This is a genomic window from Streptomyces hawaiiensis (assembly GCF_004803895.1).
Lineage (GTDB): Bacteria > Actinomycetota > Actinomycetes > Streptomycetales > Streptomycetaceae > Streptomyces > Streptomyces hawaiiensis.
Genome location: NZ_CP021978.1, coordinates 2235222 through 2258381, shown reverse-complemented (window position 1 = coordinate 2258381; position 23160 = coordinate 2235222). Strand labels below are relative to the sequence as shown.

The window sequence follows — 23160 nt, the reverse complement described above, 5'->3', positions numbered from 1 at the left end:
GATCACCCCACAGACGCCCCACAGACCCTTCGCGGATCACGGCCCGCGTCAGAGCCAGCCGCTGCGCCGGAACCCCCGGTACAGGGCAAGACACGCGACAGATATCACGCCGATGACCATGCCGTAGCCGTACCGCCAGTGCAGCTCCGGCATGTGGTCGAAGTTCATGCCGTAGACCCCGCAGACCATCGTCGGCACGGCGACGATCGCGGCCCACGCCGTGATCTTCCGCATGTCCTCGTTCTGCGCGACCGTGACCTGCGCGAGGTGCGCCTGCAGGATGGAGTTGAGCAGTTCGTCGAAGGCGGCGATCTGCTCTTTCGCCCGCAGCAGATGGTCCGAGACGTCACGGAAGTACGCCTGTATCTCCGGGTCGACCGCCCGGATCGGCCGGGTGGCGAGATCCTCGAGCGGCCGGCTGAGCGGCACCACCGCCCGCTTCAGCTCGAGCAGTTCACGCTTGAGCTGGTAGATACGCCCCGGGTCGGCCCGCGCGCCGGCCTCGGAGAAGACGTCCGTCTCCACCTGGTCGATGTCCCCCTGCACCGCGTCCGTGACCGTCAGGTAGTCGTCGACCACGTGGTCCGCTATCGCGTGCAGCACCGCCGACGGGCCCTTGGCGAGCTGGCCGGGATCGGATTCCAGCTCCTCGCGCAGCGGGCCCAGCGAGCCGTGCCGGCCGTGCCGCACCGTGATCACGAAGTCCGCGCCGACGAACACCATGATCTCGCCGGTGTTCACCACCTCGCTGGTGGCCGTCAGTTCCTCGTGCTCGACGTAGCAGACCGTCTTGAACACCGCGAAGAGCGTCTCGTCGTAGCGCTCCAGCTTGGGGCGCTGGTGGGCCTCGATCGCGTCCTCGACGGCCAGCGGGTGGAGGTCGAAGAGCTCGGCGATACCCGCGAACTCCTGATCGGTGGGTTCGTGCAGACCGAGCCAGACGAAGCCCTCCCGGCTCTTGCGTACCCGCTCCACGGTGTCCACCAGATCGCCGCGCGCGGGGGTGCGGACGCCCTCCCGGTACGTCACGCAGTTCACCACCGAGGAGCCCAGCGGGGACCGGGCCGGGTGGCTCAGGTCGACGCGCGGGCGCCGCCGGGCCAGCCGGGCCACCTTGCGAAGGCCGCCGACCCCGCCGAGGCTCGTGACCTTCCGCAGATTCCCTGCCATGGACATCCGGATCTCCTTGCGTGGAACTCCTCGCGCCGTTCCTGCGCCTTGGCGCGTCAGTCTGCCAGGCCTGCGTGAGCTGCGGGTAAGCCTGTGGAAACGGCCCATTCCGCTTGGTTCCCGGCTGTGGACGAACCACGCCCCGACGCCGTGGCCCTGCCACATCGACGCAGTCCCGTGCCGGGCGGTTCTCGTACCGGCATGCATCCGACGCGGTTCTCCGCGCCGGAGCGTCGACGGGCACGGATAAGTCGGACAACTGGGATGATCGCGGCATGACGCGAACCGACGGGTACCTCCTCGACCACCGGCAGACCGCGGCGGCGGAGCACTTCAGCGCCTTCGCCGCTCTCTTCGATCCCACGACGTTCCGGCACCTCGAAGCGCTCGGTATCGGATCCGGCTGGCGGTGCTGGGAGGTCGGCGCCGGCACCACCGTGGTGTCCTGGCTGGCGAAGAAGGTCGGTCCGACCGGACGCGTCATCGCGACCGACACCGACACCTCGCGGCTCGCCTCCGCCGCCCGGCCCCCCGTCGAGGTGAGGGCCCACGACCTCGGCGCGCAGGAGCCGCCCGGGGAGGGCTTCGACCTGGTGCACGCCCGACTCGCCCTGGTCCATGTGACCGACCGGGAACAGGCGTTGCGGTCCATGGCCGCATCCCTGCGCCCCGGCGGACGCATCCTCGTGGAGGACGCCGACCCCGCCCTGCAGCCCCTGCTCTGCCCCGACGAGCACGGTCCCGAGCAGCAGCTCGCGAACCGGCTGCGGCAGGGCTTCCGCAGACTGCTCACCGAGCGTGGGACCGACCTGCCGTGCGGCCGCGCCCTGCCGCGGCTGCTCCGGGACGCCGGTCTGACCCGGGTCCACGCCGACGCCTACTTCCCCCTCGCCTCGCCGGCCTGTGCGGCCCTGGAGTCCGTCACGATCCGCCAGATCCGCGACCAGCTCGTCACGGCGGGCCTCGCCACGGACCAGGACATCGACCGGCACCTCGAGAACGTCACCTCCGGCGCGCTCGATCTGACGACGGCACCTATGATCTCGGCGTGGGGGCGCAAGCAGTAGCCGATGGCCGGTGGCCGGTGGCTTCAGACCGTTCAGGCCGTTCAGGCCGTTCCGACCGTTCAGGCCGTTCAGGCCGTTCCGACCGTTCAGGCCGTTCAGACGGGGCCTGCGTGTTCAGCCCGGCAGGGGCGGTCTGCCGCCCACCCGCTCCACCGCCCGCGCGCCCGCGCGGCAGCCCTCCGCCGCGGCACTCTCCGGCCCGGCACCCGCGAGCAGCGCGGCGAGGAACGCGCCGGTGAAGGCGTCACCGGCACCGGTCGTGTCCCGCGGAGCCGCCGGTACGGCCGGAACGCGGGCGCGCACCTTCCCCGAGCGTGCCACGACCGCCCCCTCGTGGCCCTGCTTGGCGACGACCAGCGGTCCGCGCAGGCTCAGCCGGGCCGCCGCCTCGGCCGCGTCCGCCAGCCCCGTCAGCAGGCACGCCTCGTCCCGGCTGGGCAGCAGGACGTCCACACCCTCGACGAGCGCCAGGAACCGCTCGACGCCCAGCTCGGCGAGGAAGCCGGCCGAAGCCGGGTCCAGACTCACCGGCACTCCACGCGCGCGTGCGGCTTTGAGTGCCACCTCCACCAGGGCCCGGCTCGGCTCGGCGAACAGGAGGTAGCCCGACAGATGCAGCCGGGCCACGCCGTCGAGCAGCGCGTCCGACCAGTCGGCGGGTCCGAGCCGCACCGAAGCGCCGCTGTCGGTGAGGAACGTCCGCTCCGCCGAAGCGCCCCCGTCGACCATGCAGATCACGGTGCCGGTCGGCGCCAGCGGGTCGACGACGAGCTGCGGACGCACTCCCTGGGCGACCAGCTCCCGCTCGTGCCAGGCCGCCGACTCCGCCCCCACGCGTCCGAGCATCCGCACGTCCGCCGCTCCGCGGTGCGCCGCCCAGCACGCCACATTGGCGCCCGCCCCGCCCGCCACCGTCCGGATCGAGGCAGCCGTGTCCGTCCCGGCCGCGAGCGGCCCTCGATGCCGCGCGACGACGTCGGTGATGACATCCCCGACGACCAGCAGCCCCCGTCCCGCCACCGGGCCGGCGCTGGTCTCCCCCGGGCCGGTGCCGGTCACCGCCGAGCCGGTGCCGGTCTCCCCCGAGCCGGTGCCGGTCACCGCCGAGCCGGTGCCGGTCACCGTCGAGCTCGCGCCCCTGGAACCCGGTCCCGCGCCGCCGTCCGCCGTCATCTCCGGGCCCAGGCCGCCGCGATCCGGGCCGCCAGGCGTACATTGCCGCGGACCGCCGCCAGGTTGGCGCTCAAGGAGGCGCCGTCCGTGTGCCGCACCAGATAGTCGAGCAGGAAGGGCGTGACCGCCTGGCCGGTGATCCCCTCCTCCTCGCACGCGTGCAGCGCGTCCGCGAGCACGCGCGCGTGCAGCTCCGGATCGAGCTGCTCCTCCTCGGGGACGGGGTTGGCGACGATCAGAGCCGACTCCGGCCCGCCGAGCGCGCCCTGGGCCCGCATGACGCCCGCCACCTGCTCCGGCGTCCCCAGCGTCCAGTCCACCGGATGCCCCGAGTCCGAGAGGTAGAAGCCGGGGAACCGGTCGGTGCCGTATCCGGCCACGGCGACACCCAGCGTCTCCAGCCGCTGCAGGGTCGCGGGCACGTCCAGGATCGACTTCACCCCGGCACACACCACCGTGACGCGCGTGCGCGCCAGCAGCCCCAGGTCGGCCGACTCGTCCTGCGTCACCGTCCACTCCCGGTGCACCCCGCCGAGCCCGCCCGTCGCGAAGACCCGCACGCCCGCCAGCGCCGCGAGCAGCGCGGTCGCCGACACCGTGGTCGCCCCGCTCGCCCCGGACGCCGCCGCGAGCGGCAGGTCACGGTGGCCGAGCTTGCGGATCCCGTCCTCGTTCGCGACCCGTTCCAGCTGCTCCTTGTCCAGGCCCACATGAGGGCGCCCGTCCAGCACGGCGATCGTGGCGGGCACCGCGCCCTCCTGGCGCACGGCCGTCTCCAGCTCCAGCGCCACCCGGAGGTTGCGCGGCCGCGGCAGCCCGTGGGCGATGATCGTGGACTCCAGGGCCACGACCGGCCGGCGCGCGTCGATCGCCTCCCGCACTTCCTCGGACACCACCAGCACCACGCGCCTGCCTCCTGTCAGCCGGTCAGTCGTCTTCCCTCATCTCTGGCGGGCGGCGCGCCGGGCCAAACCCTTGCGGGCCGACCGAGTCGTCACGAGCCTGGGGTGCATGACGGACCACACAGCACGTCTTGACCACGTCGTCCTCTGGGTGCGCGACCCGCTCGCCGCCGCAGACTTCTACGAGAAGGCCGTCGGCTTGGAGGCCGTCCGGCTCGCGGAATTCGCGGCGGGTGAGGTGCCGTTCCCCTCCGTGCGCGTCAACGACGAGACCATCCTCGACCTCATGCCGCTGAGCTTCGTGGCGCGCATGACGATGCTGCCCGGCTCCGCCGACAGCGCGGGGCACCCGGTCAACCACGTCTGCCTGTCGCTGCCCCGCGACGGCTTCGACGCCCTCCTCAGCCGCCTGGCGGAACGCTCCGTACCGATGTCCGACCTCGCGCACGACTCTTTCGGAGCCCGGGGCAAGGCCACCCGCAGCTTCTACTTCCGCGACCCGGACGGCAACGTCTTCGAGGCCCGGCACTACGACTGACCGGGCTCGGCGCTACCACTGACAGGACTCGGCACTACCACTGACAGGACCGGTACTCAGAAGAGCGGCTCGGGAAGCACCCCTTCCAGGGCGAGCAGCCTCCGCTTGGTCTCCAGGCCGCCTCCGAAGCCGCCGATGCCGCCGCCGCTCTCGACGACCCGGTGACAGGGCACCACCACCGGCAGCGGATTGGCGCCCATCGCCATGCCCACGGCCTGGGCGGCCCCCGGCTGGCCGACCCGCCCGGCCAGGTCGCCGTACCCGACGACCGTGCCGTACGGCACGCCCGAGGCCAGTGCGCGCAGGACCTCCCGGTTGAAGCCGGAGATCAGCGACCAGTCGAGCGGCAGGTCGAAGTCGCGTCGCGCACCCGCGAAGTACGCCTCGATCTGGCGTATCGCCTCGGCCAGCAGCGGGGAGCCGGGCGCCTCGACGGGCTCGGTGCCCAGCCGCGACGCCAGCCGCTCGACCGTCCGGTCCCGCACCGCGTCCGTGGCGTGGAACACGACGTTGACCAGGCCGTCCCGGCTCGCGGCCAGCAGCAACGGCCCGATCCCGCTCTCGACGACCGCCCACACGATCCGCGGCTCGGCCTGCCCTCTGCTCTCCATGCGCCCACAGTAGGACCCGCCACTGACATCGCCGCCCGGGCGCAACGAGGGATCAGCCGCCGACGGCCTTCCGCACCACATCCGGCTTGTTCGTGATGATCCCGTCGACCCCGTACCCGGCGACCCGCTGGGCCGTCCGTGCGTCGTCGACCGTCCAGGCGAACACCTCCATCGGCCTGCCGTGCGGGCCGTCGAACGCCTGCACGGAGGACACGTACGCCCGGGAGAGCGAGCTGTACGAGGGGTTGATCTGGTCGGCGAACTCCGCGCAGTCGAGCAGGTCCGACACCGCCGGCGTCCCCAGGAGGCCCGTCTTCACGCCGGACTTCAGCTCGTGCACCGTTCGCACGCTGTCCGCGCTGAAACTCTGCACGATCAGCCGGCCCGCCAGATGCGACCGGTCGAGCCAGCCCTCGTTGCTGAGGACCTTCAGCGTCTGCCGCTCGATGCCCGGGTACAGCTCCGGGTTCTTGATCTCCAGGAGCAGCTTCTGATGATGACGCTCCAAGCGGTGCACGAACTGCTCCAGCGTCGGCACGCGCGCGCCCCCGTGCGCGGGTCCGAACCAGCTGCCCGCGTCCAGCCGTGCGATCTCCGCGGCGGTGAAGTCCTTCACCTTCCAGGGAGCCCGGCCGGGGAAGACCTCCTCGGCGTCGGTGGTGCGCCGCAGGTTGTCGTCATGGATGACGACCAACTCGCCGTCCCTGGTCCGCTGCACGTCGTTCTCCACCCAGCGGATGCCCAGCTCCGCCGCTCTGTCCACAGCGGCCAGGGTGTTCTCGGGCGCGTACGCGGAGGCACCCCGGTGCGCGATGACCAGCGGCGACGTGGCACCTCCCGCGGCCCGCGCGGGGGAGACGGGGACCAGCAGGGCGGCGGTCCCCAGGAGTGCGGTGGTCGAGGCGGCAACAGCGCGCGCGTGCATGCGTACTCCTCGCGACGAGCGATCGGCGACATCACAGACAGCACAACTGTGACAGCAGAGGGTCAACGCGAGAGGGGTACAGGATGGCCACACGTTGAACGGAGGTGACCCAACTCCGCTCACTGGTACCGCACAACTGCGGCAAGGGCGTGTTTCTTTGCCGGAAAGTCGTTCGACCATTCCGGTGGGGGTCATACTCTCTGCGTCAACCCTGACCGCTCGTGCGGTCCTGGGAGGGGGCGCACATCAGAAATTCCGGGACGTACACGGGCGGGAAGGGCAGCCGCGCATGCAGGGCACGGTCGACGGATTCAGCTATGGCCTGGTCACACCCCTCGTGGCCTACTTCATGGCCTGCCTCGGCGGCGCTCTGGGGCTGCGCTGCACCACGAGATCCATGCTCGTCTCCCAGTCGTGGCGCCCCGGCTGGCTCGCCCTCGGCTCCGCCGCCATCGGCTCCGGCATATGGACCATGCACTTCGTCGCGATGATGGGATTCACGGTCCGGGGGACGCCGATCCACTACGACAAGGCGATGACCTTCGCGAGCCTGGCCGTCGCGATCATCATGGTGGGCGTCGGGATCTTCATCGTCGGCTACAAGGGGGCCCGCGGTACGGCCCTGTTCACCGGCGGCACCATCACCGGCCTGGGCATTGCGTCGATGCACTACCTCGGCATGGCCAGCATGAGCCTGGACGGAAAGCTGGAGTACAACACCGTCACCGTCGGCATCTCCGTCGCCATCGCCATGGGCGCCGCCACCGCCGCCCTGTGGGCCGCCGGCCAGGTCAGGGGCTTCCTGTGGAGCGTGGGTGCCAGCCTCGTCATGGGGCTCGCCGTCAGCGGCATGCACTACACCGGCATGGCCGCCCTCAGCGTCCACCTGCACGGCACGGCCGAACCCACCACCGGAGAGTCGCCCGCGTCCCTGCTCGCGCCCATGCTGATCGGCCCGCTGGCCTTCTTGCTCCTCGCGGGCGTCGTGGTGATGTTCGACCCGCTGATGGTCATGGGGAAGCCCACTGTCGTCCCCGTCGAGCACAAGCCCGGCATCCCCGCCCACACTCCCGTCCGGCACTCCGCCCACCGCCTGCGGTTCCGCCCCCGCCGCACCGTGGAGCACCGGGGCTCCCGCACCCCGCAGAACCGCTGATCAGAGCCCGTTGTCAGTGCGGGGTCGTACGGTGGATCCCATGCGGCCAGTTTCCAAGATCGAACGCACGGTGGCGCCCTTCGAGGTCGTCAGCTCCTACCAGCCGAACGGCGACCAGCCGGCGGCCATCGCCGATCTCGCCCGGCGCGTCCAGGCAGGCGAGAAGGACGTCGTCCTGCTGGGCGCGACCGGCACCGGCAAGTCCGCCACCACCGCGTGGATGATCGAGAAGCTCCAGCGCCCCACGCTCGTGATGGCGCCGAACAAGACGCTGGCCGCCCAGCTGGCGAACGAGTTCCGCGAGCTGCTCCCGAACAACGCCGTCGAGTACTTCGTCTCGTACTACGACTACTACCAGCCCGAGGCGTACGTCCCGCAGTCGGACACCTACATCGAGAAGGACTCCTCGATCAACGAGGAGGTCGAGCGCCTGCGCCACTCCGCGACCAACTCGCTGCTCACCCGCCGCGATGTCGTCGTGGTCGCCTCGGTCTCCTGCATCTACGGCCTCGGCACCCCGCAGGAGTACGTGGACCGCATGGTCCCCCTCCGCGTCGGCGAGGAGATCGACCGCGACGAGCTGCTGCGCCGCTTCGTGGACATCCAGTACACGCGCAACGACATGGCGTTCACCCGTGGCACCTTCCGCGTCCGCGGCGACACCATCGAGATCTTCCCGGTCTACGAGGAGCTGGCCGTCCGCATCGAGATGTTCGGCGACGAGATCGAGGCGCTGTCCACCCTGCACCCGCTCACCGGCGAGATCATCAGCGACGACCAGCAGCTCTACGTCTTCCCGGCCTCCCACTACGTCGCGGGACCCGAGCGCCTGGAGCGGGCCGTCAACGACATCGAGAAGGAGCTGGGCGAGCGCCTCGCGGAGCTGGAGAAGCAGGGCAAGCTCCTGGAGGCCCAGCGCCTGCGGATGCGCACCACCTACGACCTCGAGATGCTCCGCCAGATCGGCTCCTGCTCCGGTGTCGAGAACTACTCGATGCACTTCGACGGCCGCCTGCCCGGCTCCCCGCCCAACACCCTGCTCGACTACTTCCCGGACGACTTCCTGCTCGTCATCGACGAGTCGCACGTCACCGTTCCGCAGATCGGCGCCATGTACGAGGGCGACGCCTCCCGCAAGCGCACCCTCGTCGACCACGGCTTCCGGCTGCCCTCCGCCCTGGACAACCGCCCCCTGAAGTGGGAGGAGTTCCAGGAGCGCATCGACCAGACGGTCTACCTGTCGGCCACCCCGGGTACCTACGAGATGTCCCGCTCGGACGGCGTCGTCGAGCAGATCATCCGCCCCACCGGCCTCATCGACCCGGAGGTCGTCGTCAAGCCCACCGAGGGCCAGATCGACGACCTGGTGCACGAGATCCGGCAGCGCACCGAGAAGGACGAGCGCGTCCTGGTCACCACGCTCACCAAGAAGATGGCCGAGGACCTCACGGACTACTTCCTGGAGCTGGGCATCCAGGTGCGCTATCTGCACAGCGACGTCGACACCCTGCGCCGTGTCGAACTGCTGCGTGAACTGCGCGCGGGTGAGTACGACGTGCTGGTCGGCATCAACCTCCTGCGCGAGGGCCTCGACCTGCCCGAGGTCTCCCTGGTGGCGATCCTGGACGCCGACAAGGAGGGCTTCCTGCGCTCCGGCACGTCCCTGATCCAGACCATCGGCCGCGCCGCGCGCAACGTGTCGGGCCAGGTCCACATGTACGCCGACAAGATCACCCCGGCGATGGAGAAGGCCATCGACGAGACCAACCGGCGCCGCGAGAAGCAGGTCGCGTACAACACGGAACGGGGCATCGACCCCCAGCCGCTCCGCAAGAAGATCAACGACATCGTCGCCCAGATCGCCCGCGAGGACGTCGACACCGAGCAGCTGCTCGGCTCGGGCTACCGCAATGCCAAGAAGGACGGCGGGGGCACCAAGGCGCCCGTACCGTCCCTCGGCAAGGCCGCGGGGACGGCCAGGTCCGCGAAGGGCAAGGCCAAGGAGACGGTACCGACCGACCGCCCCGCGGCGGAACTGGCCGGGCAGATCGAGGAACTCACCACGCGGATGCGGGCAGCCGCCGCGGAGCTCCAGTTCGAGATCGCGGCCCGGCTGCGCGACGAGGTCTCCGAGATGAAGAAGGAACTGCGCCAGATGAAGGAGGCGGGCCTGGCCTGACAGAGCGCCGCGCACGCGCAGTGTTGCAACACCGACACAAAGTGCGGACCGGGGTACGTCGCTGTCAGTGCCCCTGCGTAGGGTTCTGGCAACCGCGATCACGCGGCAACAGGGGACGTTCGAGAGGGGAATCAGCGCGTGACCGTCAACATGACCAAGGGTCAGGCCATCAGTCTGCAGAAGAACGACGGCGGCAGCCTGACTGCGGTTCGCATGGGTCTCGGCTGGCAGGCGGCTCCCCGGCGCGGCCTGTTCGGCTCGCGCACGCGAGAGGTCGACCTCGACGCCTCCGCCGTCCTGTTCGCGGACAAGCAGCCGGTCGACGTCGTCTTCTTCCGCCACCTGGTGAGCGACGACGGCTCGGTGCGCCACACCGGTGACAACCTCGTCGGCGGTGTCGGCCAGGGCGGCGACGACGAGGCGATCCTCGTCGACCTCGCGCGGATCCCGGTCCACATCGACCAGATCGTCTTCACCGTGAACTCCTTCACGGGCCAGACCTTCCAGGAGGTGCAGAACGCGTTCTGCCGCCTGGTCGACGAGACCAACGGCCAGGAGCTCGCCCGCTACACGCTCGCCGGCGGCGGCCAGTACACGGCCCAGATCATGGCCAAGGTCCACCGCTCCGGCCAGGGCTGGGCGATGACGGCCCTGGGCAACCCGGCCAACGGCCGTACCTTCCAGGACCTGATGCCGGCGATCCTGCCGGTGCTCTGAGAGCACTCGGGCCCCGGACCGGCGGGCCCGGCGGGCAGTACCCGACTCCACACAACGACACAGGGGGACGAAGGCGATGACGGCGGAGCTGGTGCGGGGGCAGAACCACCCGCTCTCCCAGGCCCGTCTCGAGATCAGGGTCTCGGCCGGTACGCCGATCGTGGCCGTGGCCGCGCTGGGTGACGAGAACGGCCGTATCCACGGCGCGGAGTGGGTGGCCCACCCGGGCGCACCCACCCAGCCGGGTCTCGAGGTCTCCCGGCAGGCCGCCGCCGACCATCGCCTCGCGGTGGATCTCGACGCCGTGCCGGAGGCCGTCCACCGGGTGAGCGTGTTGCTCGCCCTGCCTGCCGGGGGGACGGGCCCGGTCCGTTTCGGCGTGGTGGCGGCCCCCTTCGTCGCCGTCACCGGCCTCGACGGCGGCGAGGTCGCCAGCTACACCATCACCGGCCTGGAGGCCGAGTCGGCGGTCGTCGCCCTGGAGCTCTACCGCCGGCAGGGCGCCTGGAAGGTGCGCGCCGTCGGCCAGGGCTACGCGGGGGGCCTCGCCGATCTCCTCACCGACCAGGGCCTGCCGCAGGCCCACCAGCTGGCCGGCTCCATCAACGACGCGGTGGCCCAGGGGCTGGCCCGTTCGGTGCAGGCGCCCCCGCCGCGCACGGCGGACGGCGACCGTTCCCGGCAGGCGGCGGCTCCCGCCCTCGGCCCGGACCAGGGCGGCGCCACGCCTCAGTCCGGTCCCGTGCCACCGATGTCCCCCTACAGCGCCGGCGGTCAGACGCCCGGCGGCCCCGGGCAGCCCGCTCCGCAGCAGTCGTCGTATCCCGCCGCCACGCCGGACCCCAACGCCGTCAGCCAGCCGTCCGCGCCCACGGCCGGCGGCCCGATCGACTACAGCCACCCCCGCCGCCGGACCGCCGCTCCGCCCCCGCCTCCGCCGACCGCGCCCCCGGCCGCACCCGGGCAGTCCGCACAACCCGTCGCGGGCGACGCGACCGGCTGGTCCATGGAGGAGCGGCTCTACAACCAGGTGTGGGGCATGTTCGAGGACCTGGCCCGCACCACCGCCGCCTACCGCAGCGCCGTCGACTTCGCCGAGTCCCGCATGGACAAGGAGCTGGAGCAGGTCCTCTCCGACCCGCGCAGCAGGATCGGCGGGCAGGGCGACGCCGCCCGGGAGGCGGCCCGGGCCCGGCACGCCGAGCTCGTCGCCCGGGCCCGGGAGGCCCTCGACCGGGACCTCACCCAGCTCGAGGCCGAGGCCGACGTCGTCGAACCGGCACTGCCACCCGCGTACGCCCACTGGGACAACCCGGTGTGGCACGCCTACCGGGTGCCGATGGAGATCCCCATGGCCCTGCGCCTGGGCGACCTCCACCTCCCCGAGGCCGACCGGATCCGCATCCCGATGCTGGTCCGGCTGCCGCTGGAGCGCGGCCTGTGGATCGACAGCGCACCGGCCGGATCGTCCGACGGCTCGTTCACCGACTCCCAGGCCATGAGCCGTCTCGCCATGGAGACGGCGGTCGCGCACGCGGCCCGGCTGCTCGCCGTCTACCCGGCGGGCGAGTTCACCGTCCATGTCATCGACCCGGCCGGCTCGGGAGCGCAGCCGCTGGCGCCCCTCGTGCAGACCGGTGTGCTCGCGGCCCCGCCCGCGCTCGGCGCCGCCGGGGTGGCGGACGTACTGGGCCGGCTCACCCAACGGGTCGACCTGGTGCAGATGGCGGTCCGGGGCGGCGCCGCCGACTCCCTCCCGCCCGGCTTCGACACCTCCCAGCAGCTCCTGATCGTCAACGACTTCCCGCACGGTTTCGACGACCGGGCGGTGAACCAGCTGCGCTACCTCGCCGACGAGGGCCCCGCCTTCGGCGTCCATCTGATGATGGTGGCCGACCGGGAGGAGTCCTCCGGGTACGGGCCTTTGCTCGACCCGCTGTGGCGTTCGCTGCTGCGACTGACACCGGTGGCCGACGATCACCTCGCCGACCCGTGGGTCGGTCATGCCTGGACGTACGAGCCGTCGCTCGTGCCGCCCGGCAGCCAGGTCCTCCAGCAGGTGCTCACCCAGGTCGCCGCCGCCCGCACCAAGTTCAGGTAAACCAACCTGACCAGGGGTTTTGGCCTTTCTTTGCCAAGCGCTTTACCTGTTCTTGGTGATTGGGGTACTGTTGACGGCACGGAGGGGAGTACTCCCTGTCTGCTGCGGCGTACCCGTCAATACGGATCAGGCCAGATCCCGGGGCGTCGGCCCATCATTGGGTGGAAGAGACCTCCGGCAGCGACGACGCTGACATTTGCCGTTACGACTGCCGGAGGCGCAGTGGATGTTTCCATGACCCTATGGGTCCTGACGATCGTGGGGCTCGCCGCCCTGATAGCGGTCGACTTCTTCATCGGCCGCAAGCCGCACGACGTTTCGATCAAGGAAGCCGGAATCTGGACGGTCGTCTGGATCGTTCTGGCCGCCCTCTTCGGGTTCGGCCTGCTCCTGTTCGCCGGCGGCCAGCCCGCCGGTGAGTTCTTCGCCGGCTTCATCACCGAGAAGTCGCTGAGCGTCGACAACCTCTTCGTCTTCGTCCTGATCATGGCGAAGTTCGCGGTGCCGTCGCAGTACCAGCAGCGGGTGCTGCTGATCGGTGTTCTCATCGCCCTGGTCCTGCGAGCGATCTTCATCGCCGCCGGTGCGGCGATCCTCGCGAGCTTCGCGTGGGTGTTCTACATCTTCGGCGCCTTCCTCATCTACACCGCCTGGAAGCTCATCCAGGAGGCCCGGGCCGACGAGGAGGACGAGGAGTTCGAGGAGAACAAGCTGCTCAAGGCCGCCGAGCGCCGCTTCGGCGTGGCGGACCGGTACCACGGCACCAAGCTGTGGATCGAGGAGAACGGCAAGCGGGTCATGACCCCGATGCTGGTCGTGATGCTGGCCATCGGCACCACCGACGTGCTGTTCGCCCTCGACTCCATCCCCGCGATCTTCGGTCTGACCCAGGACCCGTACATCGTCTTCACGGCCAACGCGTTCGCCCTGATGGGTCTGCGCCAGCTGTACTTCCTCATCGGCGGTCTGCTGAGGAAGCTGGTCCACCTCAGCTACGGCCTGTCGATCATCCTTGGCTTCATCGGCGTGAAGCTGGTGCTGCACGCGCTGCACGAGTCCGGGGTGCATGTCCCCGAGATCAGCATTCCGGTCTCGCTCGGCGTGATCTGTTCCGTCCTGATCGTCACCACGATCACCAGCCTGCGAGCTTCCAAGAAGCAGGCGGAGGCCGAAGCGGCGCAGGGGAAGAGCGGAGACGCTCCGAAGGACAGCATCGACGTCTGACCGCGCCGGACGCAGGAACAATCATCACCGGGGCCGGTGGTCGGCGAATTGCCGACCACCGGCCCCGGTGCTTGCTTGGTTCCTGAGCGCGTTCCCCAGGCCCGGGGGCGCCCTGGCCGGCTGGAGGCTCCATGAAGTTCGTACAGATCATCGACTTCGAGACCGAGCGCCTGGAGGAGATGCAGCAGGTGCTCGAGGAGGCGGGGCAGCGCAACGCCGACCGGACGGGAGGCCCCACCCACAGCATGCTGCTGAAGGACCGGGACAGGCCCAACCGCTATCTGGCGCTGATCGAGTTCGAGTCGTTCGAGGAGGCCATGCGCAACAGCGACGACCCCGAGACGAGCAGGATGGCGGAGCGGCTGGACTCGCTCAGCACGGGCGAGCGGGTGTTCACCAACTGCGACGTCCTGGACGTGCGCGACCTCAAGTAGCCCGACAGGACGTCCCCGGGGGCCCGGCGTGACCGGAGTGCGGGGCCCCTGCACGTCTGCGACGATCTCTCCATGATCGCTCGGCACAGGCGGCTCGCGGCTCAGTGGACGACCCTGGTGCCCCTGCTCGCGGCGGTGCTGCTGGTCCTGACCTGGGGTCGAGATCTACCGGTCGCGGTCGTCGCCCTGGTGACCCTGGTCCTCGCGGGAGCCGTCCTGGCCGCCGTGCACCACGCGGAAGTGGTGGCTCATCGGGTCGGTGAGCCGTTCGGCTCCCTCGTGCTCGCCGTCGCGGTCACGATCATCGAGGTCGCCCTCATCGTCACCCTGATGGCCGATGGCGGCGAGAAGAGCTCGACCCTGGCCCGGGACACCGTCTTCGCGGCCGTGATGATCACCTGCAACGGCATCGTGGGCCTGTGCCTCCTGGTGGCCTCGCTGCGGCACGGTACGGCCGTCTTCAACCCGGAGGGCACCGGCGCCGCACTCGCCACCGTCGCGACCCTGGCCACGCTCAGCCTGGTCCTGCCGACGTTCACCACGAGCAAGCCGGGGCCCGAGTTCTCCACCGTCCAGCTGACCTTCGCGGCGCTGTCCTCGCTGATCCTGTACGGCCTGTTCGTCACCACGCAGACCGTGCGGCACCGGGACTACTTCCTGCCGATCACCCGGCACGGCGAGGTGATCACCACCGAGGAGCACGCCGAGGCGCCGACCACCCACACCGCCCGGATCAGCCTGGCCCTGCTCGGCCTGGCCCTGGTGGGCGTGGTCGGCCTGGCCAAGGGCGTCTCGCCCACCATCGAGTCCGGAGTGGAGGCCGCCGGGCTCCACCATGCCGTCGTCGGAGTGATCATCGCGCTGCTGGTACTGCTCCCGGAGACGATCGCCGCCCTGCGCTCCGCCCGCCGCGACCGCGTGCAGACCAGCCTGAACCTCGCCCTCGGCTCCGCCATGGCCAGCATCGGACTGACCATTCCCGCCGTCGCACTTGCCTCCCTCTGGCTCTCCGGCCCGCTCGTCCTCGGCCTCGGCGCCACCCACATGGTGCTGCTCGCCCTGACCGTGGTGGTGGCCTCGCTGACCGTGGTGCCGGGTCGGGCCACGCCGCTCCAGGGCGGGGTCCACCTGGTGCTGTTCGCGGCCTACCTGGAGCTGGCGATCAACCCGTAAGCGCGCGCAAACGCTCACGCAATCGCTTGCGCGCACCGGCACGGCACCAGGAGCCCCGGCCCGGCTCACCCCGGAGCGACCTCCGCAGCCGCACCCACCCGCACCGGACGCGTCTCCGGCAGCAACGCGAAGCACCCCAGGCTGAACAGAGCGATCACCGTCAGATACGCCGCCACACCCCACGGCACCCGCCCGCCCTGCTCGGCCAGGGCGGTCGCCACGATCGGTGTGAGCGCGCCTCCGATCACTCCTCCGAGGTTGTAGCCGACGGCGGCGCCGGTGCAGCGCACCCGCGGCTCGTACAGCTCCGGCAGATACGCGGCGATCACGGCGAACATCGTGATGAACGCGAGCATCGCCCCGAGGAAGCCCAGGAACATCGGCAGCGGTGCCCCGGTGGCGAGGAGCGCGACCATCGGGAACATCCACAGGGCGGCGGCCGTACACCCGGCCAGGCACAGCGGCCGCCGGCCGTAGCGGTCTCCGAGCAGCGCCATCAGCGGGGTGAGCGCACCCTTCACGAGCACCGCGCCCATGATGCAGGTCAGCATGACGTTGCGGCTCACCCCGAGCCGCTCCGTCCCGTAGGCGAGGGACCAGGTCGTCACGGCGTAGAAGATCGCGTAGCCGATCGCGAGTCCGCCGCCGGTCAGCAGGAGGAGCCGCCAGTGGTCGCGGACGACCTCGGCGAGCGGCACGCGCGCGTGGTCGTCGATCTCGAGGAAGCTGGGGCTCTCGGTGAGCGACGACCGCAGCCACAGTCCCACGACGGCCAGCACCCCCGCCGCCCAGAACGGCACCCGCCACCCCCACGCGGCGAACTGCGCCTCGGTCAGTGTCGAGGACAGCCCCAGCACCACACCGTTGGCGAGCAGGAACCCCAGCGCGGGCCCGACCTGCGGGAAGCTCGACCACAGGGCGCGCCGCTCGGCCGGCGCGTGCTCCACCGCCAGCAGCACCGCCCCGCCCCACTCCCCGCCGAGCCCCAGCCCCTGGAGGAAGCGCAGCACCAGGAGCAGTAGGGGAGCGGCCACGCCGATCGTGTCGTACGTCGGCACGCAGCCGACCGCGACCGTGGAGGCCCCGGTCAGCAGCAGGGAGGCGACGAGGACCGGCCGCCGCCCCCGCCGGTCCCCGATGTGCCCGAACAGCACCGCCCCGAGCGGCCGGGCCACGAAGCCCACACCGAAGGTGGCGAAGGCGGCCAGCGTCCCGGCCACCGGGGAGAAGGTCGGGAAGAACAGCGGCCCCAGGATCAGGGCCGCCGCGGTGCCGTAGACGAAGAAGTCGTAGAACTCGATGGCAGTGCCGGCGAGTGAGGCGGCCGCGAGGCGCGGCATGGAGGGTGCCCTTACGGTGCGTACGTCGTGCATGCCGCGTCAACCACCCACCGTGACCGCCGGTTACGGGGGCGCGCGGAGGGCTTGGGGGCCCTCAGTACGTGACCGTGATGCGCCGGGCGGGTCCGTCCATACGCACGGTGCCGCCGTAGGGGATCACCAGTTGCGGATCGGTGTGCCCGAAGTCCACGTCGAAGACGATCGTGGCCTCGGGGGCGTACGTCCGCATGGCGCGCAGGACGGCCTCCCGCTGGTCGGCCGCGTAACGAGCGGCCTCCTCCGGGGTGTTGGGCCGCTCGAAGCACCAGGTCTTCGGTCGGCCCATCAGCAGGGCAGAGAAGCGCCTCAGCAGCCCGCGCTCGCCCATGCCGCGCAGGGTGTGGAAGACCTCCGTGGCGCTCGGCATGTCCTCCGAGGTCTCCATGAGCAGCACGCCGCCGTCGTACTCGGACAGGTCGCGCGCGATCTCCCGGTCGGCCATCAGCAGCCAGGCGACGATCTCCAGGCAGCCGCCCCAACTACGGCCTTCTATGACCCGGTCGGGGTTCACCCAGGTCCAGCCGGTGCCGGGCCGGGTCTCCGGCTCCGCGTCGAAGGTCGCCGGGTCCGCCCAGTCCCGGTCGGTGTCACGCCACCGCTCGGCGGGCCTCAACTCGTACGGTCCCGAGGTGAACAGGGCGGCGCGCAGGGACTCGGCGGTCTGCGGATGCATGGCCCCCGGTCGGCCCAGTTCGCACATCACGCTCCCGCCGTGGAAGCCGACGATGCCGCAGGTGCGCAGGAACGCGAGCAGGTTCGTGTTGTCGCTCATACCGAAGAACGGCTTCGGGTTGGCCCGGATCAACTCCCGGTCCAGGTACGGCAGCACGGTGATCTGGTCGTCGCCGCCGATCGACGCGATGACGGCCTTGATCTCCGGGTCGGCGAAGGCGGCGTGGATGTCGTCGGCCCGCTCCTGGGGCGTGGAGCCCATCGTGCAGGTCGCCGGATACTCCACCGGCTCCAGCCCGTACTCCTTGCGCAGCCGCTCCAGGCCCAGCTCGTAGGGGAGCGGGAAGAGCCCCGGCAGACCCGAGGAGGGCGAGATCACGGCGATGCGGTCACCGGGGGACGGCTTGGGCGGATAGACCGGGCTGGTCAGGCTCGTCATACCGGGAGGCTACGGCCCGGTGGGCTGCCGGCGCACCGTGATAAACGGGCCCCGTGCGCACCAGGACAAGCTCGATGCGCCGCGCTGAGACGAGATCGGCGGGCGACATCGAGACAGGACGGGCGCACGCACCAAGACGAGACCAGCGCGCGCATCTAGGCAAGAACGGCGCATGCACCGAGAGAAGACCAGCGCACGCACCGTGATAGACCGGCTCTGAGCGGTGGTCCGCCACGGGCCGCCCGACCCTGAACGGACCGGAGGAACCGTGCCCCGCACCCTGGCCCACGCCCCGATCATGATCCTCAACGGCCCCAACCTGAACCTCCTCGGCCAGCGCCAGCCGGAGATCTACGGCTCCGACACCCTCGCCGACGTCGAGGCCCTGTGCGCCAAGGCGGCGGCCGCGCACGGCGGCACGGTCGACTTCCGCCAGTCCAACCACGAGGGCGAACTGGTCGACTGGATCCACGAGGCGCGGCTGAACCACTGCGGCATCGTGATCAACCCCGGTGCCTATTCGCACACCTCCGTCGCCATCCTGGACGCCCTCAACACCTGTGACGGCCTGCCGGTGCTGGAGGTCCACATCTCCAACATCCACCAGCGTGAGGCGTTCCGGCACCACTCGTACGTCTCGCTGCGCGCCGACGGGGTCATCGCGGGCTGCGGGGTGCAGGGGTACGTGTTCGGCGTGGAGCGCGTCGCGGCGCTGGCGGGGGCGGGCAAGGCGGACACGTGAGCCGTTGCCGGTAAGCCCCGCAGGCCATGGCGGACGCCCCTTACAGCCCGCCTTCCTACAGCCTCCCCGCCTCCACGATCCGCCGCAGGAAGCGCCGCGTGCGCTCCTGCTGCGGATCCCCGAACACCTGCTCGGCGGTGCCGCGTTCCAGCACCACCCCGCCGTCCAGGAAGCACACCTGGTCGGCGACCTCCCGGGCGAAGCCCATCTCGTGGGTGGCCAGCACCATGGTCATGCCCTCGTCCTTCAGTCCGCGGACGACGGTGAGGACCTCGCCCACCAGCTCGGGATCGAGGGCGGCGGTGATCTCGTCGAGCAGCAGCAGCCGGGGACGTACGGCCAGGGAGCGGACGATCGCCACGCGCTGCTGCTGTCCGCCGCTCAGCCGGTCCGGGTACTCGCCCGCCTTCCCGCCCAGCCCCAGCCGCTCCAGCAGTTCACGCGCGCGTGCCTCCGCCTCGGCTCGGGGCACCCCGTGCACGCGGCGCGGGGCGAGCGTGATGTTGTCCAGGACCGTCATGTGCGGAAACAGGTTGTACGCCTGGAAGACCACGCCGATCCGGCGGCGCACCGCGTCCTGGTCGGCGCGCGGGTCGGTGATCTCCTCGTCGTCCAGCCAGATCGCCCCGTCGTCGATCTCCTCCAGCAGGTTGGCGCACCGCAGCAGTGTGGACTTGCCGGAGCCGGAGGCGCCGATCAGCGCGGTGACCGTGTGGGGGGCGACCTCCAGGTCGACGTCCCGCAGGACGACCGAGTCGCCGAAGGTCTTGCGGACGGACTCCATGCGCAGCACGGGCGTCTCGCTCATGTGGCTCCTCCCTGGGCCTGCCGGCGGTCCATCCGTGCCGTCACCCAGTCCGTGAAGCGGGTCATGGGGATGGTCAGCGCGACGAAGACCAGACCCGCGACGATGTACGGCGTGTAGTTGAGGCTGCGGCCGACGATGATGTCGGCGGCCCGTACGGCGTCCACCGCACCGCCGATCGAGACGAGCCCGGTGTCCTTCTGCAGCGACACCAGGTCGTTCAGCAGCGGCGGCACCTGGCGGCGCACCGCCTGGGGCAGCACCACGTACCGCAGTGCCTGCCGGTTGCTCAGTCCCAGCGAGCGGGCCGCTGCGCGCTGCGAGGGGTGCACGGACTCGATGCCGGCGCGGAACACCTCGGCGACATACGCCGAGTACGTCAGGGTCAGCGCGGTGCCGCCGAGCAGCACCGGGTCGACGGTCACCCCCTGGAGCCGCAGCGCCGGGACGCCGAGGACCACGATCATCAGGTTGATGATGAGCGGCAGCCCCCGGAAGAAGTCCGTGTACGCGGCGGCCAGGAAGCGCAGAGGGAAGAACACCGGGCCGCGCAGCGTACGGGCGACGGCGATCAGCATGCCGAGGACGAGCACCGCGGCCCCGCAGACCAGCAGCAGCCGGACGTTCAGCCACAGTCCTTCCAGGACCTTCGGGAGCGCCTCGCGTGCGTACCCCCAGTCGAAGAAGGTCTCCTTGGTGCGCGGCCAGCCCGGGGCGCTGACGACGACCAGGTAGAGGACGACCGCGGTGACGAGGGTCGAGAGCGCGCCGATCGCCGTCGCGCGCCGGGCGCGGGCGCGCTGGTAGCGCTCCCGGTCCAGGCGCCGCTGCGACGGGACGTAGTCGTCCGCCGCATCGTGCTCGCCGGAGCCCGGCTCTGCCTTGTTCAGGGTCACTTGAGCACCGGTGCGTCGACGGCGTCCGACAGCCACTGCTGCTCGATCTTCGCGAGCGTGCCGTCCTCGCGCAGGGCGTCCACGGCCCGCGAGACGCAGGAGGTGAGCGCGCTGCCCTTGTCGAGCACGAGACCGAACTGCTCCGGCGTGCCGCCCTGGTGCTCGAACTGACCGACGATTGTCGCGTCGGTGACCTCGGCCCCGGTGATGTAGAAGGCGGTCGGCAGGTCGACGACGATGGCGTCGACCTGGCCGTTCTTCAGCGCGGACTTGGCCTGGTCGTTCTTGCCGTAGACGGCCGCGGCCTGCGTGGGCCGCACCACGGCGTCGATGTAGTCGAGGCTGGTGGTGCCGACCTGCGCGCCCAGCTTCACGCCCCTCAGGTCCGCGATGCTCTTCGCCTTCGCGGCCTTGGAGCCCTTCAACGCGACGACGGCCTGGCGCACGTCGTAGTAGCCGGTGGAGAAGTCCACGGCCTTCTTGCGCTCCTCGCTGACGGACACCTGGTTGATGTCGAAGTCGAAGGTCTTCTCGCCGGGCGCGAAGGCCTTGTTGAAGGGGACCGTCTGCCAGGCGACCTTGTCCTTGGCGTAGCCGAGCTGTCCGGCGACGGCGTAGGCGACCGCCGACTCGAAGCCCTTGCCGTTGGCGGGCTCGTCGTCCTTGAACCAGGGCTCGTAGGCGGGCTCGTCGGTGGCGATCGTCAGCTTGTCCGAGGTCCGGGTGGCCAACTCGCCCTTCTGGCACGCGCTCCCGGCGGAGGACGACGGCTTGCCGGCCTCCTCCGGCTGCGGAGCGCAGCTCACGGCGGCGGCGAGGAGAACGACGGCGGCGGCGCGGCGCAGGACACGCGGGGCAGGATGCATGGCGGGAGATTGACAGTCGGCGGTCCCGTTTGTCGAGGTCACGGCACCATCTGTCCGGATCGTGGGAACGGGTGTTGCGATCACGTGAACGGGCCTCGAACGGCGCCGTGTTCGGCAGGTGCCGGTGCCGGTGCCGGTGCCGGGGCCGCCGGCCGAGGGCGGGGATCGACAGGCCGGCGGCCCATCCGCTCAGGAGCCGTCATCCTGCGCGGGGCTGATACCAGTTGACTGCGCAACCACAGAGGAAGGGAGCGCACGTGCGACCCTCGTATGTGCGAACGATTCACACGGGGCGCGGGCGCGGCTCACCACCCCACGCGTTCGCGCCCCGCGCAGTCACGCACCACTCGTGCCCGTCCTCACCACCCGCGCGGCTTCACCACCCGCGCGCGTGCCACTCCGGCAGGTGCGGGCGCTCCGCGCCCAGGCTCGTGTCGTTGCCGTGCCCCGGGTACACCCAGGTCTCGTCCGGGAGAGCACCGAAGATCTTGGTCTCGACGTCATGAAGGAGACGGGCGAACGCCTCCGGGTCCTTGTGCGTGTTGCCCACGCCGCCGGGGAACAGGCAGTCCCCGGTGAACACATGGGGATGCCCGTGCGGGTCGTCGTAGACGAGGGCGATCGAACCGGGTGTGTGCCCGACCAGGTGGCGCGCGGTGAGTTCCACGCGCCCCACCCGGATGGTGTCGCCGTCGTCGACCCGCACGTCGGTCCGTACGGGGATGCCGTCGGCGTCCTCCCGGCCCGCGTAGGTTCGGGCGCCGGTGGCCGCCACGACCTCGGCGAGCGCCTGCCAGTGGTCGCCGTGCTGGTGAGTCGTGACGACGGACGCGATGCCGTCGTCACCGATCATGCCGAGCAGTGTGCCCGCCTCGTTCGCGGCGTCGATCAGCAACTGCTCGTCCGTGGCCCGGCAGCGCAGCAGATAGGCGTTGTTGTTCATCGGACCCACCGCGATCTTGGTGATCATCAGGTCCGCGAGCTCGTGCACATCGGCCGGTCCGCCGACCGTCACCTCTCCGCTGTACGTCATGTCCGCCAGCCTATAGCGGGAGAGTGGCCCCGGTCCCGCGGCCGGGGAAGCGGTCCTAGAGAGGCGGCAGCGCGGGCAGCGGACCCCCCTCCACCGCCGGCGCGGCCCCGGTGCTGCGGCCGGCGAGCCAGCCCAGCAGGTCCGCCGGCGAGCCCGTGACGGTCACCTCCGGTCCGCTCGCCGCCTCCCGTCCCGTGCTCCACGCGCGCGTGCCGTCCGTGAGGCGAGTGGACGGTACGTCGGGATGCCCGGCGAACCGGTCGGCGAGAAAGTCGATCTCCCGCTCGGTGAACTCCGCCGGCAGATCCTCCAGCTCGTACCCGATCCCCAGGTCCACATGATGCAGCTCCACCTCGGCCCACCGCCGGAACGGCACCCGGGAGGCGGAGTCCGTGACCCCGTTGCGCAGCTCCACGGTGCGCGACCAGTCCGCCGGAGCGTCCCCGGCGGACTGGAAGCGGGCCGCGCTCTCGCGCAGGTCGTCGAGCTGGAGATCGATGCCGCGCGGGGCGTCCCGCTCGATGTCGGCGTCCCGGGTTTCCCCGGAGACGTACATGGGGCGCCCCTCGAGCACGTTCACGAGGGCGTCCGCGTTGCGGGCGAGGTGGGCCAGGACATGGCCGCGGCTCCAGCCGGGCAGCCGTGACGGGTGGGTCACAGAGGCGTTGTCCAGTTTGCCGACTGCGGTCAGCAGCCGTTCCGTCGCGTCACGTACAGACGCCAGGTCATGAGCGTGATCAATCATGGTGCTGACCCTAACTCCGCCACTCCTTCGGGTGAAGGTGGTGAAGCAGTGCCATAAATCGAAAGCACGTGCTATATGGTCGGACGTGGCGTCGGGCATGCTGGAGAGCCGGGGTTTGTTGGCAACCCGTGAATCCGTCCGGCGTTGTCAGTGGCCTCCCCTAGTCTGAGAAAGACGGGGGCCCCGCCCCTGTCACTTCTCTCAAGAAAGGTG

22 protein-coding genes are annotated in these 23160 nt (G+C 70.8%); 10 read left to right on the top strand and 12 right to left on the bottom strand.

Annotated features, from left to right (window positions below; translation table 11 throughout):
* Positions 1 to 48: 48 nt before the first annotated feature.
* Positions 49 to 1176: a magnesium and cobalt transport protein CorA gene (locus tag CEB94_RS10430; RefSeq protein WP_175431921.1), complete on the bottom strand. Its 1128-nt coding sequence runs from the start codon at positions 1174 to 1176 to the stop codon at positions 49 to 51.
* 269 nt (positions 1177 to 1445) lie between these two features.
* On the opposite strand from CEB94_RS10430, the gene CEB94_RS10425 reads away from it, so the two are divergent.
* Positions 1446 to 2237 (top strand): methyltransferase, encoded by a 792-nt coding sequence (locus CEB94_RS10425; protein ID WP_175431920.1) that lies wholly within the window; start codon positions 1446 to 1448, stop codon positions 2235 to 2237.
* A gap of 114 nt (positions 2238 to 2351) precedes the next feature.
* On the opposite strand, the gene CEB94_RS10420 is transcribed toward CEB94_RS10425, so the two are convergent.
* On the bottom strand, positions 2352 to 3296 hold the full coding sequence (locus CEB94_RS10420) for a carbohydrate kinase family protein (RefSeq protein ID WP_246112143.1): 945 nt from the start codon (positions 3294 to 3296) through the stop codon (positions 2352 to 2354).
* A gap of 110 nt (positions 3297 to 3406) precedes the next feature.
* Positions 3407 to 4315, bottom strand: coding sequence for a pseudouridine-5'-phosphate glycosidase (locus tag CEB94_RS10415; protein ID WP_175431918.1), 909 nt, complete (start codon positions 4313 to 4315; stop codon positions 3407 to 3409).
* Positions 4316 to 4421: 106 nt separating this feature from the next.
* Between CEB94_RS10415 and CEB94_RS10410 the strand changes: the two genes are divergently transcribed.
* The gene (locus CEB94_RS10410; protein ID WP_175431917.1) at positions 4422 to 4850 is read left to right on the top strand and encodes a VOC family protein; all 429 of its coding nucleotides are present in this window, start codon (positions 4422 to 4424) and stop codon (positions 4848 to 4850) included.
* Between the two features lie 56 nt (positions 4851 to 4906).
* Here the strand turns inward: CEB94_RS10410 and CEB94_RS10405 are convergent, their stop codons facing one another.
* Together CEB94_RS10405 and CEB94_RS10400 are read right to left on the bottom strand one after the other, a co-directional pair.
* Entirely contained in the window at positions 4907 to 5461 is a 555-nt protein-coding gene (locus tag CEB94_RS10405) for a methylated-DNA--[protein]-cysteine S-methyltransferase (protein ID WP_175431916.1), read from the bottom strand.
* Between the two features lie 52 nt (positions 5462 to 5513).
* On the bottom strand, positions 5514 to 6386 hold the full coding sequence (locus CEB94_RS10400) for a glycerophosphodiester phosphodiesterase (RefSeq protein WP_175431915.1): 873 nt from the start codon (positions 6384 to 6386) through the stop codon (positions 5514 to 5516).
* Between the two features lie 289 nt (positions 6387 to 6675).
* Between CEB94_RS10400 and CEB94_RS10395 the strand changes: the two genes are divergently transcribed.
* The 7 genes from CEB94_RS10395 to CEB94_RS10365 all read left to right on the top strand — a co-directional run bounded on the left by CEB94_RS10395 (position 6676) and on the right by CEB94_RS10365 (position 15370).
* Positions 6676 to 7542, top strand: a complete 867-nt coding sequence (locus CEB94_RS10395) for an MHYT domain-containing protein (RefSeq protein WP_175431914.1) — start codon at positions 6676 to 6678, stop codon at positions 7540 to 7542.
* A 40-nt stretch (positions 7543 to 7582) separates the two neighbouring features.
* Positions 7583 to 9721 carry an excinuclease ABC subunit UvrB gene (gene uvrB / locus CEB94_RS10390; RefSeq protein WP_175431913.1) on the top strand — a complete coding sequence of 713 codons (2139 nt, stop codon included), beginning with the start codon at positions 7583 to 7585 and terminating at the stop codon, positions 9719 to 9721.
* A 138-nt stretch (positions 9722 to 9859) separates the two neighbouring features.
* Positions 9860 to 10438 (top strand): TerD family protein, encoded by a 579-nt coding sequence (locus CEB94_RS10385; RefSeq protein ID WP_175431912.1) that lies wholly within the window; start codon positions 9860 to 9862, stop codon positions 10436 to 10438.
* Positions 10439 to 10514: 76 nt separating this feature from the next.
* Positions 10515 to 12539: a TerD family protein gene (locus CEB94_RS10380; protein WP_175431911.1), complete on the top strand. Its 2025-nt coding sequence runs from the start codon at positions 10515 to 10517 to the stop codon at positions 12537 to 12539.
* A 222-nt stretch (positions 12540 to 12761) separates the two neighbouring features.
* Positions 12762 to 13763 (top strand): TerC family protein, encoded by a 1002-nt coding sequence (locus tag CEB94_RS10375; protein ID WP_175431910.1) that lies wholly within the window; start codon positions 12762 to 12764, stop codon positions 13761 to 13763.
* A 131-nt stretch (positions 13764 to 13894) separates the two neighbouring features.
* On the top strand, positions 13895 to 14197 hold the full coding sequence (locus CEB94_RS10370; RefSeq protein ID WP_175431909.1) for a hypothetical protein: 303 nt from the start codon (positions 13895 to 13897) through the stop codon (positions 14195 to 14197).
* Positions 14198 to 14269: 72 nt separating this feature from the next.
* Entirely contained in the window at positions 14270 to 15370 is a 1101-nt protein-coding gene (locus tag CEB94_RS10365; protein WP_175431908.1) for a calcium:cation antiporter, read from the top strand.
* Between the two features lie 65 nt (positions 15371 to 15435).
* Here the strand turns inward: CEB94_RS10365 and CEB94_RS10360 are convergent, their stop codons facing one another.
* The gene (locus CEB94_RS10360; protein WP_175431907.1) at positions 15436 to 16710 is read right to left on the bottom strand and encodes an MFS transporter; all 1275 of its coding nucleotides are present in this window, start codon (positions 16708 to 16710) and stop codon (positions 15436 to 15438) included.
* 94 nt (positions 16711 to 16804) lie between these two features.
* Positions 16805 to 17851 (bottom strand): S66 family peptidase, encoded by a 1047-nt coding sequence (locus CEB94_RS10355; RefSeq protein ID WP_175436958.1) that lies wholly within the window; start codon positions 17849 to 17851, stop codon positions 16805 to 16807.
* A gap of 277 nt (positions 17852 to 18128) precedes the next feature.
* On the opposite strand from CEB94_RS10355, the gene aroQ reads away from it, so the two are divergent.
* Positions 18129 to 18602: a type II 3-dehydroquinate dehydratase gene (aroQ, locus tag CEB94_RS10350; RefSeq protein WP_175431906.1), complete on the top strand. Its 474-nt coding sequence runs from the start codon at positions 18129 to 18131 to the stop codon at positions 18600 to 18602.
* Positions 18603 to 18657: 55 nt separating this feature from the next.
* Here the strand turns inward: aroQ and CEB94_RS10345 are convergent, their stop codons facing one another.
* The 5 genes from CEB94_RS10345 to CEB94_RS10325 all read right to left on the bottom strand — a co-directional run bounded on the left by CEB94_RS10345 (position 18658) and on the right by CEB94_RS10325 (position 22947).
* Positions 18658 to 19410: an amino acid ABC transporter ATP-binding protein gene (locus CEB94_RS10345; protein ID WP_175431905.1), complete on the bottom strand. Its 753-nt coding sequence runs from the start codon at positions 19408 to 19410 to the stop codon at positions 18658 to 18660.
* Positions 19407 to 20303, bottom strand: coding sequence for an amino acid ABC transporter permease (locus CEB94_RS10340; RefSeq protein WP_175431904.1), 897 nt, complete (start codon positions 20301 to 20303; stop codon positions 19407 to 19409). The genes CEB94_RS10345 and CEB94_RS10340 overlap by 4 nt, the downstream gene beginning before the upstream one ends.
* Entirely contained in the window at positions 20300 to 21169 is an 870-nt protein-coding gene (locus CEB94_RS10335; protein WP_175431903.1) for an ABC transporter substrate-binding protein, read from the bottom strand. The genes CEB94_RS10340 and CEB94_RS10335 overlap by 4 nt, the downstream gene beginning before the upstream one ends.
* 376 nt (positions 21170 to 21545) lie before the next feature.
* Entirely contained in the window at positions 21546 to 22202 is a 657-nt protein-coding gene (locus tag CEB94_RS10330; RefSeq protein WP_175431902.1) for an MBL fold metallo-hydrolase, read from the bottom strand.
* A 55-nt stretch (positions 22203 to 22257) separates the two neighbouring features.
* The gene (locus CEB94_RS10325) at positions 22258 to 22947 is read right to left on the bottom strand and encodes a maleylpyruvate isomerase family mycothiol-dependent enzyme (RefSeq protein ID WP_175431901.1); all 690 of its coding nucleotides are present in this window, start codon (positions 22945 to 22947) and stop codon (positions 22258 to 22260) included.
* Positions 22948 to 23160 lie beyond the last annotated feature (213 nt).